General features: G+C 70.7%; 9 protein-coding genes. 4 read left to right on the top strand and 5 right to left on the bottom strand.

Features of this window, described 5'->3' with window-relative positions:
- Positions 1–10 precede the first annotated feature (10 nt).
- Genes xylB through HMF7854_RS04740 form a run of 3 tightly spaced genes read left to right on the top strand, consistent with a single transcriptional unit; the run spans position 11 to position 3,560 of the window.
- Entirely contained in the window at positions 11–796 is a 786-nt protein-coding gene (xylB, locus tag HMF7854_RS04750) for a D-xylose 1-dehydrogenase (protein WP_126720066.1), read from the top strand.
- Positions 793–1,665, top strand: a complete 873-nt coding sequence (locus tag HMF7854_RS04745; RefSeq protein ID WP_126720067.1) for an SMP-30/gluconolactonase/LRE family protein — start codon at positions 793–795, stop codon at positions 1,663–1,665. The genes xylB and HMF7854_RS04745 overlap by 4 nt, the downstream gene beginning before the upstream one ends.
- Entirely contained in the window at positions 1,644–3,560 is a 1,917-nt protein-coding gene (locus HMF7854_RS04740; RefSeq protein ID WP_126718048.1) for a sialate O-acetylesterase, read from the top strand. The genes HMF7854_RS04745 and HMF7854_RS04740 overlap by 22 nt, the downstream gene beginning before the upstream one ends.
- A 51-nt stretch (positions 3,561–3,611) precedes the next feature.
- On the opposite strand, the gene HMF7854_RS04735 is transcribed toward HMF7854_RS04740, so the two are convergent.
- Together HMF7854_RS04735 and HMF7854_RS04730 are read right to left on the bottom strand one after the other, a co-directional pair.
- Positions 3,612–5,015, bottom strand: a complete 1,404-nt coding sequence (locus HMF7854_RS04735; RefSeq protein WP_126718047.1) for a sugar porter family MFS transporter — start codon at positions 5,013–5,015, stop codon at positions 3,612–3,614.
- 80 nt (positions 5,016–5,095) lie between these two features.
- The gene (locus HMF7854_RS04730) at positions 5,096–6,148 is read right to left on the bottom strand and encodes a LacI family DNA-binding transcriptional regulator (protein WP_239016840.1); all 1,053 of its coding nucleotides are present in this window, start codon (positions 6,146–6,148) and stop codon (positions 5,096–5,098) included.
- A 163-nt stretch (positions 6,149–6,311) separates the two neighbouring features.
- On the opposite strand from HMF7854_RS04730, the gene HMF7854_RS04725 reads away from it, so the two are divergent.
- On the top strand, positions 6,312–8,723 hold the full coding sequence (locus HMF7854_RS04725; RefSeq protein WP_126718045.1) for a glycoside hydrolase family 3 N-terminal domain-containing protein: 2,412 nt from the start codon (positions 6,312–6,314) through the stop codon (positions 8,721–8,723).
- Here the strand turns inward: HMF7854_RS04725 and HMF7854_RS04720 are convergent.
- The 3 genes from HMF7854_RS04720 to HMF7854_RS04710 are packed head-to-tail and all read right to left on the bottom strand — an operon-like array spanning position 8,720 to position 13,601.
- On the bottom strand, positions 8,720–10,684 hold the full coding sequence (locus HMF7854_RS04720; protein WP_185829156.1) for a galactose-1-epimerase: 1,965 nt from the start codon (positions 10,682–10,684) through the stop codon (positions 8,720–8,722). The genes HMF7854_RS04725 and HMF7854_RS04720 overlap by 4 nt on opposite strands.
- Entirely contained in the window at positions 10,681–13,215 is a 2,535-nt protein-coding gene (locus HMF7854_RS04715) for a cellulase N-terminal Ig-like domain-containing protein (protein WP_126718043.1), read from the bottom strand. The genes HMF7854_RS04720 and HMF7854_RS04715 overlap by 4 nt, the downstream gene beginning before the upstream one ends.
- Positions 13,215–13,601, bottom strand: a complete 387-nt coding sequence (locus HMF7854_RS04710; RefSeq protein WP_126718042.1) for a hypothetical protein — start codon at positions 13,599–13,601, stop codon at positions 13,215–13,217. The genes HMF7854_RS04715 and HMF7854_RS04710 overlap by 1 nt, the downstream gene beginning before the upstream one ends.

The raw sequence follows: 13,601 nt of genomic DNA, 5'->3' as shown, positions 1-13,601 counted from the left end.
AACCGGACTGCTGGCCCCCTCCCCGCAACGGCAACAGCCCGGCGCCGCCGACCGCCGCGCCATCTATCCGAGCCTCGCGGGCAAGCGCGTGCTGGTCACCGGCGGCGGGTCCGGCATCGGCGCGGGAATCGTCGAGGCCTTCGCCCGCCAGTCCGCCGACGTCATCTTCTTCGACGTCGCCGAGGCGGAATCGCAGGCGCTGTGCGAGCGGCTCGAGGGCCGGGCGAGCTTCAAGCGGGTCGACCTCAAGGACATCGGCCAGCTCAAGCGCGAGATCGCCGCGCTGCTCGAGGACGGCGCGATCGACGTGCTCGTCAACAATGCCGCCAACGACGACCGTCACTCGGTCGAGCAGGTCGACGAGGCCTACTGGGACGACCGGCTCAACACCAACCTCAAGCATCATTTCTTCGCCGCGCAGGCGGTCGCCCCGCTGATGGCGAAGAAGGGTGGCGGCGCGATCATCAACCTGGGCTCGATCAGCTGGCACCTCGGGCTGCACGACCTGACTCTCTACCAGACCAGCAAGGCAGCGATCGAAGGGTTGACCCGCAGCCTCGCGCGCGAGCTCGGACCCGACGGGATCCGGGTCACCTGCGTCATCCCCGGCAACGTCCAGACCCCGCGCCAGCAGCGGTGGTATTCGCCCGAGGGCGAAGCGGAGATCGTCGCCGCGCAAGCGCTCAAGGGACGCCTCCAGCCTGAGGACGTGGCGGCGATGATCCTCTTTCTCGCCTCCGACGACGCGCGGCTTGTAACCGGTCACAACTACTGGGTCGACGCCGGGTGGCGTTGAGCGCCGAGCCGGTCAGCGTCTGGCCGCTCGGTGCCGAGCTCGGCGAGGGCCCGGTCTGGCTCGGGGACGAGCGGACGCTGGGCTTCGTCGACATCAAGAAGCAGCAGGTCCACTTCTATTCGCCCGACACCGGCGAGCGGCGCAGCTGGGCCGCGCCCGAGCCGATCGGCTTCCTGCTCCCGGCCCGCGGCGGCGGGTTCGTCGCCGGGCTGCAGAGCGGGCTGCACCGCTTCGACGAGCGGACCGGCGCCTTCGCCCCGCTCGCGCCGGTCGAAACCCACCTGCCCGGCAACCGGCTCAACGACGCCTGCGTCGACCCGGCCGGGCGGCTGTGGTTCGGCAGCATGGACAATGGCGAGCGCGAGCCCAGCGGCGCCTTCTACTGCCTCGACGAAAGCGCCGTCCGTCCCGCCGGCCTGCCGCCGGTGTGCATCACCAACGGCCCGGCGGTCTCGGCCGACGGCCGCCGCCTCTACCATGTCGACACGCTCGGCGGGACGATCGACGTCGCCGAGCTCCGCCCCGACGGCAGCCTCGGGGAGCCGCGCCCGTTCGTTCGGATCGACCCGGCCGACGGCTATCCCGACGGCCCGACGATCGATTCCGAGGACCATCTGTGGATCGGACTTTACGGCGGGTGGGAGGCCCGGCGCTATTCGCCTGCCGGCGAGATGGTGCAGCGCGTCCGCTTTCCGGTCGCCAACGTCACCAAGCTGGCGTTCGGCGGGAATGACCTGCGCACCGTGTTCGCGACCACCGCGCGCCAGTTCCTGAGCGAGGAGCAGCTCGCCGAGCAGCCGCAGGCGGGCGACCTCTTCCAGTTCCGAGTCAACGTCCCGGGGGTGCCATGCTCGCTCGTCCAGCTCTGATCCTCGCCGCCCTCCTCGCCTCCACCTCCGCGCTCGCCGCCCCCGCGATCGACCCCATGCTCGGCGATCATGCCGTCATCCAGCGCGGCAAGCCGATCCTGCTGCGCGGCACCGCGACGGCGGGCGAGCGGCTGCAGGTGGCGTTCGCGGGCGTGACCCGAAGCGTCGCGGCCGGGCGCGACGGGCGCTGGCGGCTGGCGCTTCCGGCCATGCCGGCGGGCGGACCCTATACGCTCACGGCGACGGGGCGCGGCGGCGCGAGCGCGACCAGCAGCGATCTGCTGGTCGGCGACGTCTGGCTCTGCTCGGGCCAGTCCAACATGGAGCTGCCGGTCAGCCGCGCGCTCAACCTCGACACCGAACTCGCCAATGCGGACGACCCGCAACTGCGGCTGCTCCACGTCGCCAAGAAGACCAGCCTCGATCCCGCGTCCGCCTTCGCCGACGTGCCGCAGTGGCGCGCGGCGAACCGCGATAGCGTGCCGTCCTTCTCCGCCGCCTGCTACTTCATGGGCCGCGACCTGCGGAAGAGCGAGAAGGTCCCGATGGGCCTGATCGACGCGACCTGGGGCGGGACCGCGATCCGGTCCTGGCTCGATCCCGAGGGTGCCCGGCGCGCCAGCCGGGAAGATGCCCAGCTGCTCGACCTCTACCGGCGCGATCCCGCGGCGGCCAACCGGCAGTTCGGCACGACCTGGGAGCGCTGGTGGAACGCCAGGCAGCCGAGCCAGCCCTGGGCACAGCCGGACACGCTCGCCTGGAAGCCGATGAAGGTCGGCTACTGGGAGAAGTGGGGCGACCCCTTCTTCGCCAATTTCGACGGGATCGTCTGGGCGCGCAGCGACGTCGAGGTCACGGCGGCGCAGGCGAGCCAGGCGGCCACCCTCTCCCTCGGGGTCATCGACGAGATCGACCAGAGCTGGGTCAACGGCGTGCCCGTCGGCAACAGCTTCGGCTGGGACTATGAGCGCAGCTACCGGCTACCCGCCGGAACCCTCCACGCCGGCCGCAACACGGTCGTCGTCAACCTGCTCGACTCGTCCGGCTACGGCGGGTTCGCCGGGCCGGAAACGAAGCTGGGGCTGCACTTCGCCGACGGCAGCACCGTCCCGCTCGCGCCCAGCCTGCGCTACTCGGTCGCGCCGTCGGACGTCGGCACGCCGCCGCGCCCGCCGTGGGACACGGCCGCAGGCCTGTCGCTCATCTACGACGGGATGATCGCGCCGATGGGTGCCGAGCCGCTCCGCGGAATCGCCTGGTACCAGGGCGAGACCGACGCCGGCATGGCCGAAGGCTATGGCGACCGGCTGACCGCGCTGGCGAGCGGCTGGCGGCGGCAGTTCGGCGACCCGGCCCTGCCCTTCCTCGTCGTCGGCCTGCCCGGCTGGGGCCCACCACCGGTCGCGCCGGTGGCGAGCGGCTGGGCGATGGTCCGCGATGCGCAGCGGCGGTTCGGCACCGGCGACCCGCACGCGGCGCTGGTCCCTGCGATCGACATCGGCGACCGGCTCGAGCTTCACCCGCCGCAGAAGCAGGAGGTCGGCCATCGGCTCGCCCGCGCCGCGCGGACGCTCGCCTATGGCGCGACCGCGCCCGCCTCGGGGCCGCAGGCCGGCGCGGCGCAGCGCTCGGGCAATGATGTGGTGGTGAGCTTCACCGGGGTCAGCGGCGCGCTGCACGGCTGGAGCGGACCGCCGGTCGGGTTCGAGCTGTGCGGCGACAGCCAGGCGAGCTGCCGCTTCGCCGCGGCGCGAGTCGAGGGCGCCACCGTCCGGGTGCTGGGCGACGGCCAGCCGGCGACGCGGGTCCGCTTCGCCTGGGCCGATGCGCCGGTGGTCAATCTCCACGACGACAGCACGCTGCCGGTCAGCAGCTTCGAGCTGCCGGTCCGCTAGAAGGAACGACCGGGGGGCGCCCGATACGCCGCCGCCCCCCGGAGCACGGCACTAGCCGTGCATCTCTTCCAGTTCCTTGCCCTTGGTCTCGTGGATGAACTTCTGCACGAGGAAGAAGCTGATCACCGCCGAGACGGCGTAGAAGGTGTAGCTGCCGGCGAGGCTCCACTGCGCCATCACCGGGAAGCTCTGCGCGATGAGGTAGTTGGCGAACCATTGCGCGAAGCCGGCGACGGCCAGCGCGGAGCCGCGGATCTGGTTGGGGAACATCTCGCCGAGCATGACCCACATGACCGGACCCCAGCTGATGTTGAACAGCGCGGCGTAGGTCAGCGCCGCGGTGACCGCGACCATGCCCATGTGGCCCGGCAGGGTCAGCGTGGTCCCGACGAGCGTGCCGGTCGAGAAGGCGAAGACCATGATGAAGAGCATGATCGCCATGCCGGCCGAGCCGATCAGCAGCAGCGGCTTGCGCCCGACCTTGTCGACCAGCCCGACGGTGATGAAGCAGGCCGCGAGCGAGATGCTGTTGTTGATGACGGTCGTCAGCAGCGCCTGGGATTCGGAGAAGCCGGCCGCCTGCCACAGCGTCGCGCCATAGTAGAAGATGACGTTGATGCCGACGAGCTGCTGGAACACGGCGATGATCAGGCCGGCCCAGACGATCGGGCGGAAGATGGTTCCGGGCGCGAGCACGTCCGACAGGCGCGGCCGGTGGTCGGTCGAGAAGCTGGCGCGGATCTCGTCGAGCTTGGCCGATGCCACCGAGTTGCCGAACAGCCGCGCGAGCACGCCGGACGCCTCGTCGAGCCGGCCGCGGGCGACCAGATAGCGCGGGCTCTCCGGGACGAAGAAGAGCGCGACCAGAAACACCGCCGCCGGGATCGCCTGCGCGAGGAACATCCAGCGCCATGCCGACAGCCCGAAGGCGAGCACATGGGTGGAGTCGTTGCCCGCGGCCTGCTGGAAGAAATAGTTGACGATCGCCGCGGCGGTCAGGCCGGCGATGATCATGATCTGCTGGACCGTCGTCATCCGGCCGCGGATGCTGGCGGGCGCGACTTCGGAGATGTAGGCGGGCGAGAGCACGCTGGCGGCGCCGACGGCCATGCCGCCGATCATTCGCGAGATGACGAAGATGGTCTGGCTGGAGGCGAAGCCCTGCACCAGCGCGCCGCCGAGAAAGAGGACCGAGGCGATCCGCATCACGTTGCGGCGCCCCATGCTCTCCGCCAGCGTGCCGGCGAAGAAGGCGCCGATGAAGCAGCCGATGAGCAGCGAGCCGACGGTGAATCCAAGCCCGCCCGGGCTCAGCTCGAACGCGGCCTTCAGCCCGTTCTGGGTGCCGTTCACCGCGCCGCTGTCGTAGCCGAACAGGAACCCGCCGATCGTCGCCACCGCCACGATCGCACCGATGAAGCCCATGTTGGCCCGCTCGGGACTTGCCTCCGTCATCTCTCTCCCTTTCGTTCTTTTATGCTGTTAGCGTTAACAGCGCCGGCTGCGGCCTGTAAACAAGCAATGTCGGGAAGAGCTTAGGCGCTGCGGCTGCGACGGGCGGGCTTGCGCGGTGCCGGCGGCGGCCCGGAGGACTCGCGGACGACCAGTTCGTGGGCGAGGACCCGCTCCGCGCCGCGGCGCTTGCTGCCGGCGCGGCGCCGCTTGAGGTCGCTCATCAGCAGTTCGAGCGCGGCGTCGGCCATGTCGGCGATCGGCTGGCGGACGGTGGTCAGCTCCGGCCAGATGGTAGTCGCGACCGCGGTGTCGTCGAAGCCGACCACGCTGATGTCGCGCGGCACCTGCAGCCCGCGCCGGTGCGCGACGCTGACCGCCGCGGCGGCCATGTCGTCGTTGCTGGCGAAGATGGCGGTCGGCAGCTGCGCGCCGGAGAGGATCCGCTCGGTCGCGGCCAGCCCGGAGCGATAGGTGAAATAGCCCTGCTCGATCGGTTGGTCGGCCGCATCCAGCCCGGCTTCCTCGAGCGCCTTCAGGAAGCCCTGGTGGCGGTCGGCGCTGGCGATGTCGTTGGGGTGGCCCTTGATGAAGCCGATCCGCCGGTGACCGAGTCCGATGAGGTAGCGGGTCATCTCCAGCGCCGCCTCGCAATCGTCGATGCGGACGTTGAGCCCGCTGTCCTGCGGCGGCGCGAACGACAGGGTGACGACCGGCAGGTCGATCGCTTCCAGCTCGGCGAGGATCGGCTTGGATTCCGACAGCGGCGGCGGCAGCACGAAGCCGTCGACGTCGCTGGTGGCAAGGCGCCGGGTGACCTCCGCCTGCTCGTCGGGATCGTCGCTGACGCAGCTTTCGAGCTGGAGGTGCGCGCCGAGCCGCTTGGCCGCGCCGAGCGCGCCGATCAGGAACTGGCTGAGATAGGCGGCGCTGGGGTTGGCGTAGAGCAGCCCGACCTGCGCCGACTCCCCGGCGGCGAGGCTGCGCGCCGCGCTGTTGGGGGCATAGTTCAGCTGCTGGACCGCTTCCTGGACCGCCGCGCGCGTGCTGTCGCGGACGTTGCGGCCGCCGTTGATCACGCGGCTGACGGTCATCGCCGACACTCCGGCGGCCCGCGCCACGTCATCGATGGTCACGGCGCCCCGGCTCCGGCGGCTTGGTCGACTGGTTGGCCCCACCGCTCCTCACTATTGTTCGAGCGAGCGGAAGGCAATCGGATTGACCGTGCGCGGGCGCGGCTTATGGTAGCGCTATCATACAAGCAGAAGACGCCAGCGCTGGCGCGTCGGGGAGAGAAGAATGACCTTGCGGTTCAACCGTCGCCGGCTCGGCGCCGCGCTGATGCTGGCCGGCGTCGCCCTGTCCGGGCCCGCGCTGCCGCTCGCCAGCAGTGCGCAGACCGCTCCTGCCCGCCCGCTCTACAAGAACCCGCAGGCGCCGATCGACGCGCGAGTCGAGGACCTGCTCGGGCGGATGACCCTCGACGAGAAGGTCGCCCAGATGGAGAGCCTGTGGGAGCATAAGGACCGGATCCAGGACAGCGCCGGCAACTTTTCCGCGGCGCAGGCGAGCGCCAACTTCCCGAACGGGATCGGCCAGCTCGCCCGCCCGTCCGATCGCCGCGGAGTCTCGCAGGCCAACGCCGGCGCCGCCGGTGCAGCGGCGGGCAGCCACGGCCGCACCGCGCGCGAGACCGCCGATTACATCAATGCCGCGCAGCACTGGGCGGTCGAGCGGACCCGCCTCGGCATCCCGCTGATCCTGCACGAGGAATCGCTCCACGGTTATGTGGCGCGCGACGCGACCAGCTTCCCGCAGTCGATCGCGCTCGCCAGCAGCTGGGACCCGGCGCTGCTCACCCGGGTGTTCAGCGTCGCCGCGCGCGAGATGCGGGCACGCGGCGCCAACCTCGCGCTGGCGCCGGTGGTCGACGTCGCGCGCGATCCGCGCTGGGGCCGGATCGAGGAGACCTACGGCGAGGACCCTTATCTGGTCGGCGAGCTGGGCGTCGCGGCGATCCGCGGCTTCCAGGGCAGCACGCTTCCGCTCGCGCCCGACAAGGTGTTCGTCACCTTGAAGCATTTGACCGGCCATGGGCAGCCCGAGAACGGCACCAACGTCGGCCCGGCACCCTACGGCGAGCGCACCCTGCGCGAGGATTTCTTCCCGCCGTTCGAGAAGGCGGTGAAGACGCTGCCGATCCGTTCGGTGATGGCCAGCTACAACGAGATCGACGGCATCCCGAGCCACGCCAACAAGTGGCTGCTCGACAAGGTCCTGCGGCAGGAATGGGGTTACCGGGGCGCGATCGTCAGCGACTATTTCGCGATCCGCGAGCTGATGACCCGGCACAAGATGTTCGACAATCTGGGCGACGCCGCGACCCGCGCGCTCGACGCCGGGGTGGATGCCGAGACGCCCGACGGCGAGGCCTATGCGCTGCTGCCGCAGCTGGTCCGCTCCGGGCGGGTGCCGCAGGCTGAGGTCGACACCGCGGTCCGCCGGATCCTCAAGATGAAGTTCGAGGCAGGGCTGTTCGAGCATCCCTATGTCGATGCCGCGGCGGCGGAACGGAAGACCGCAACGCCCGACGCGATCGCCCTCGCCCGCCAGGCGGCGCGGGAATCCGTCGTGCTGCTCAAGAACGACAACGGCCTGCTCCCGCTCGATGCGTCGCGGATCCGCCGGATGGCGGTGCTCGGCACCCACGCGCGCGACACGCCGATCGGCGGTTATTCGGACGAGCCGCGCCACGTCGTCTCGCTGCTCGAGGCGATGCAGGAGGAAGGCCGCGGCAAGTTCGCGGTCGACTATTCGGAAGGAGTCCGGATCACCGAGGGCCATTGCTGGTCGTGCGACGAGGTCAAGCTCACCCCCGAGAGCGTCAACCGCCAGCTGATCGCCGCCGCGGTCGAGACCGCGCGCAAGGCCGACATCGTCGTCATGGTGCTCGGCGACAACGAGGCGACCAGCCGCGAGGCCTGGGCCGACGGCCATCTCGGCGACCGCGACCGGCTCGACCTCATCGGCCAGCAGAATGATCTCGCCCGCGCGGTCTTCGCGCTCGGCAAGCCGACCGTGGTGATCCTGCTCAACGGCCGGCCGCTGGCGGTCAACGAGCTGGCTGAGAAGGCGCCGGCGCTGCTCGAGGGCTGGTACCTCGGGCAGGAGACCGGCCATGCGCTGACCGACGTGCTGTTCGGCCGCACCAATCCGGGCGGCAAGCTGCCGGTGTCGATCGCGCGGAGCGTCGGCCAGCTGCCGATCTTCTACAACTACAAGCCGTCGGCGCGCCGCGGCTATCTGTTCGACACCACCGCCCCGCTCTACCCGTTCGGCTACGGGCTGAGCTACACCAGCTTCCGCATCGGCGCGCCGCAGCTCGCCCGCCCGACCATCCGCGCTAGCGACAATGCCGACGTCGAGGTGGAGGTGACCAACACCGGCGCGCGCACCGGCGACGAGGTGGTGCAGCTGTACGTGCGCGACGACACGGCGTCGGTGACCCGCCCGGTCAAGGAGCTGAAGCGCTTCCAGCGGGTGACGCTCCGCCCCGGCGAGACCCGGCGGGTGCGCTTCCAGCTCGCCCCCGACGATCTCGCGCTGTGGAATACCGAGATGAAGCGGGTGGTCGAGCCGGGCACCTTCACCATCTCGGCCGGGCCCAACTCGGTCGACCTCAAGTCGGCGACGCTGACCGTCGCGAGCTAGGCGCAGATCGCGGCGAGCCGGTCCATGACGCTGGCGCGATAGGGCAGCGGGATGCCGCGCGCGGCCGCGCGGCTCTCCAGGTTCGCCGGACCGGGCAGGCCGGGATCGACGTCGCGCGCGTAGAAGGGATCGCGCTCGGCCTCGGGCAGGCTGACGAAGCGGACACCGTTGCGCCGGTATATGGCGACCAGCCGCGGCAGGAGATAGCTGTCGAGCGCGCCGCTGTGCTGCAGCAGGACGAACGGGATCTCGCGGTCCTCGACCGCCCAGGACAGGGTCCGGGCGAAGCGGATGCTCTCCTCGGCCGACTGGAGATAGAGCCGCGTCAGCTCGGCGATGCCGGCCTGGTCGTTCTTGGCGACGCAGCGCGCGTAGGGCGCGGTGTAGGCCCAGTCGTCGAACCCGGTCGTCACCGCCGCTATCTTGTAGCCGTGGGCCTTGAGCACCGCACGCGCCGAGGCCCGCTTCGCCGGGTCGTCCCCTTCGGAGAGGAAGGGATAGCGCAGCCAGTGCCAGTCGCCGGCGGGCTCGAGGCGCGCCAGCAGCGGCTCGTTGCGCGCGACCTCGGCGGCGAACTGCTCGGGGCTGAGCTGGTTCAGGTTGAGGTGCGACCAGGTATGATTGCCGAGCGGCAGCCCTGCCGCCCGCCATTCCTTGAGCACCTGCAGGGTCACGGGCTGGTCGGCCGTCCAATGGCCGTTGATCATGCCCATGACGCTGGTCAGCCCGGCGGTCCGGAGCGCGGCGATGGTGCGGCGTCCGACGCTGAGCGGCGTCTCGTTGGCCGGGATCGGTCCATGCAGCGGCAGGTCGTCGATGGTCATCGCCAGCCGCGCCGGAGCGGGCGGTCCGGCGTGGAAGCGATAGACCGTGGTCGTTTCGAAGGGCTTGCCCGGGCGGAGGGCGGTTGACGGCCAGCGCGGCTGGTTGGGGCTATCGGACACGTGCTGGGTCTCCAGCGCGACCCCGTCGAAGGCGCGATAGGGCGTGCCCTGCGCGCCGATGTCCTTCCCCGCCATGTAGCCGGCGGTGTAGATGGTGATCGACGGCTCGCTGGTCGACACGTCGACCGCGCGGCCGCTGATCGGGTCGGTCAGCGTGCCCGCCCGCCGCAGCGTTCCGCCGGCGCCGAGCCACCAGCCGTGGTTATAGCCGTGGCGCCCGACCAGCTGCGGATGCGCCACGCCGATCCGTGAGCCGAGCGAATGCGCCGCGCGGAAGTCGAACGGGGTCCCGGCGACGGCGAGAAGCCGGCCGCTCGGGATGCCATGCTCGTCGGTCTCGATCAGCTGCGGCGAGCCGAGCTGGAGCCGATGCCCGAGCACGCTCCCGCTCCCCGCCCCGGCGAGGTTGAAGTAGCTGTGATTGGTGAGGTTGACGACGGTCGGCGCATCGCTCGCCGCGCGATAGTCGATGCGCAGCTGGTCGTCGTCAGTCAGCGTGTAGCGGACCCGCACGTCGACCGCGCCGGGAAAGGCCTGGTCGCCGGCCGGGCTGCGAACCGTCAGCTCCGCGCCCGCGCCGCCCTTGCCCGCGAAGGTCCGCATCGCCCAGACCCGGGTTTCGATCCCGCCAGGCCCGCCGTGGAGGCTGTTCGGCCCGTCGTTCCGCGCGAGCTGCACCGGCCGGCCGTCGATGCTGAACCGGCCGCCGGCAATCCGCCCGGCGAAGCGGCCGATCACCGCCCCGAACTGATAGTCGGGGTTGTGCTTCTGATAGTCGGCGAGATTGCCGAACCCGAGCACGACGTTGGCCTTGGTCCCGCGCGAGTCCGGCACGACGACGTCGGTGACGATCGCGCCATAATCGATGATCCGGACCGTCATCCCGCGCGCGTTGCGCAGCGTGACCTGGTCGACCCGCTGCCCGTCAAGGGTCGTGCCGTAGAAGGCGCGGCCGACAGTCGCGGCGGGGGCGCCGGCGGCGCTCGCCAGCAGCAGGAACGCCAGCACCGCCCTCACTTCCCGGCCTTGCGGTAGAGCTGGTCGGTGGCGAGCGCGAGGAACATGAAGTTGGTCTCCCCGCCGCCCAGCACATATTCGCGCTGCTGCCAGAAATAGGGCCAGTCGACATATTCGGGCAGGTCGGGGCGGATCAGCGCCGTGCCCGAGGTCACCCCGCCCGGCACATAGCTCCAGTCGGCGCGATTGAAGCCGTAGGCGACCGTCGCCGATTTCGCGCCGACGCCCGACACGAAGCTGGCATTGTTCTGGCCCGGGTGCGTGCCCAGCACGAAATTGAGCGCGTTGACGAAGCTGTCGGTCGGGGTCGCGTCCGGCCAGCCCTGGTGGAAGAACCACTGGTGGACGCCCCGCTCCTGGATGTCCCAGCCGGCGCCCCAGATGTTCGGCTTGTAGGGCACGCCATAGGGGGAGTCGGTGCGCGCCGCCGCGGTCTGCTCCGCCTGGTAGCGCGCGACCGCCGCGGCGAGCCGGGTCTTGAACCCGGTGTCGCCGATCTGCGGCAGGATCGAGGCGATCGGCCAGGCGCTGTCGACATGCGCCACGATCTGCGGCTCGAGCGCGACCAGCTGGCCGACGAGCGCCGGATCACCGGTCGAGTGAATGAGCTCGGCGAGCGCGAAGACGCGCATCGGCACGTCGTCGGTCTTGCCGAACGCGCCGGCGAACAGGTGACGCGCCGCGGCGAGCGACTCCGCCGCCATCGCCGGGTTGCTGGCCTTGAGCGAGCGCGCCGCCGCGGCGAGGCCGCCGACCACGTAGAGCTCGCGCTTGGGGTCCTCCTCGGTGAACACCCAGCGGTCGTCGGCGGTGATCGGCTTGCCGTTGTTGTCGAGCCCCATGCCGCGCACCGGCTTGCCGACGATGTTGTCGGTCGCGTTCGCGGCCTCGCCGAGCATCGCATACTGGCGCAGGCTGACGTCCTGGATGCCGCGGTAGACGCGGCCCATCGCGCGGTAGCCGCCAAGGACGCTGAGCAGCCCATGCTCGAGCTGCTGGAGCGCGTCGTTCTTGCCGTCGGGCGCGTGGATTTCGACCTCGCGGCGGGTCTCGTCGATGCTGGTGCTGTCGTCGTCGAGGCCGAACTCCTCGACCATCCGCGCCAGCAGCCACACGGTGCCGATCTGCGATTCGATGCGCAGGTCATAATCGCCCGCGTCGTGCCACCCGCCGCGGTCGAGCCCGGGCACATGCTGCCCCGGCTTGTACTTCGTCAGGGTCGAGGCGCCCTGCTCGTAGCCGTCGAAATGGTTGAGCGAGGTGCGCGCCATCAGCGCGTCGTCGACATGGTCGAGCCCGTGCCACACGCGGTACTTCTCGCGCACCAGCATGTGGCACATCTGGACCGGCAGGAAATATTCGAGCGTCGGCTGCCACGCGCCGCGCGCCAGCACGTCGTCGGCGATGCGGAACGGCGCGGAGCGCTGGTCGCCGTAGCTCAGCTGGTAGAGCCCGGGCTGGCGCACCTGCGAGAAGTCGAAGCGATAATAGGCGGAGCGCAACCAGTCGCCCCAGCGCTGCGGCGCGCCGGTCATCACCTCACGCGGTCCGGTGCCGTCGAGCCGGAGCAGGCGCATGACCTGCGGCCGGTCGGCCGGGTCGAGCTCGAGCACCGCCTGCTTGGGCGCGGCGGGCGCATAGCCGAGCTGGTTGGCCTGGATCACCGGCGTCGCCTTCCAGCCCGGAACGACATTGGGGGTGACCACCCACTCGATCTCGCGCTGCCCGGCGGCGAGCGGGGCGCGGACGATGAACCAGCCGTTGTTGTGGTTGGACCGGCCGTCGCGCAGCTCGATCGGCCCGCTGCGGCTCTCGATCGTCAGCCGCTGCCGGTCGTCCTCGGGCGCGACGACGAAGCGGGTACCGGTGGCGAGCGGCGCGGCGAGCGGCTCGCCGTTGGGATCGACGATCGGGCCGTTCGCCTGGACGTTGCGCGGCACGGGAAGACCGGTCGACGCCGTTCGGACCATCGGCCCGATGGGATCGCGCGGGAAGATCCCCGCCGCGCCGTCCATCAGCCAGCCCTTGCCGAACAGCAGCGCCGGGAACAGCTCGAGGTTGAACCCGGCCCGCCCGGCCCACTTGGCGGGCAGCGGCCGGTCGAGGGTCACATGGACCCGCACCGCCGACCCGCCCGCGGGCGTGACGCTGACGCGGTAGCCGAGCTGGAGCGGCGGGTAGAAGACCGGATTGAAACCGTGGCCATTGCTGTCGGGATTGGGGTAGACCAGCGTCTGGCTGATGGTGCCCGTCCTGGGATCGACCGTCCGGGTCACCGTCTTGGGCAGCGGCGACCATTGCCCCGGCGACGGGTCGAGCTTGAGGTCGCCGTTCGCCGCGACCCGCTGCCCGTGCTGGATGATGGTGACGCCGGTCTGGTGGCCTTCCGGGTAATAGTCGTTGAAGACCATCACGTTGAGACCCGGCTCGGCGAAGTAGCCGCGGTCGTTGAGCCGGAGTTGGTCGGCCGCGGCGCTGCCGGCCAGCATCGTGGCGCCGAGCAGCGCGACGGCGAGGAACGCTCTTCGCATCAGCGCGGCGCGACCGGTTCGAAGGCGCCGAGCCGGCATTGCGGGAAGGCCCGGTTGCCGACGGCCCGCACGTCCTGCGCATTGTAGATGCGGACGCGGTCGTCGGCGCAGAGCTGGCCGCCATGGACTTCCGCCTCGATCGTCTCGAGCGACGACGCTCGCTCGAGGCTGGGGCAGCCGCCGACCGGGCGGTTGCGGTAGGTCTGGCCGCCCGACATTCGGAAGATGATCGAGTCCGGCGCCTGCGGATAGCGTCCGACCACCTGGCTGAGCTCGATGCAGCTTTTCGCTCCGGCGGCGAGCGCGACCGGTGCGGCGGGCGGCGACTGGGCCGCATTGCACCCGATCAGCAGGAACGGCGCAGCGACGATGACGACGGCTTTCAT

The organism is Sphingomonas ginkgonis (assembly GCF_003970925.1).
In the GTDB taxonomy this organism is placed as follows: Bacteria; Pseudomonadota; Alphaproteobacteria; order Sphingomonadales; family Sphingomonadaceae; genus Sphingomicrobium; species Sphingomicrobium ginkgonis.
Note: the sequence above shows the minus strand (reverse complement) of the source record. Positions and strands in the feature narration are given on the sequence as shown.

Bases quoted from the DNA above. Each gene is read 5' to 3' on its own strand.
- HMF7854_RS04735 (WP_126718047.1), bottom strand. From the start codon at position 5,015: ATGACGGAGGCAAGTCCCGAGCGGGCCAACATGGGCTTCATCGGTGCG.
- HMF7854_RS04710 (WP_126718042.1), bottom strand. From the start codon at position 13,601: ATGAAAGCCGTCGTCATCGTCGCTGCGCCGTTCCTGCTGATCGGGTGC.
- HMF7854_RS04740 (WP_126718048.1), top strand. From the start codon at position 1,644: ATGCTCGCTCGTCCAGCTCTGATCCTCGCCGCCCTCCTCGCCTCCACC.
- HMF7854_RS04725 (WP_126718045.1), top strand. From the start codon at position 6,312: ATGACCTTGCGGTTCAACCGTCGCCGGCTCGGCGCCGCGCTGATGCTG.
- HMF7854_RS04715 (WP_126718043.1), bottom strand. From the start codon at position 13,215: ATGCGAAGAGCGTTCCTCGCCGTCGCGCTGCTCGGCGCCACGATGCTG.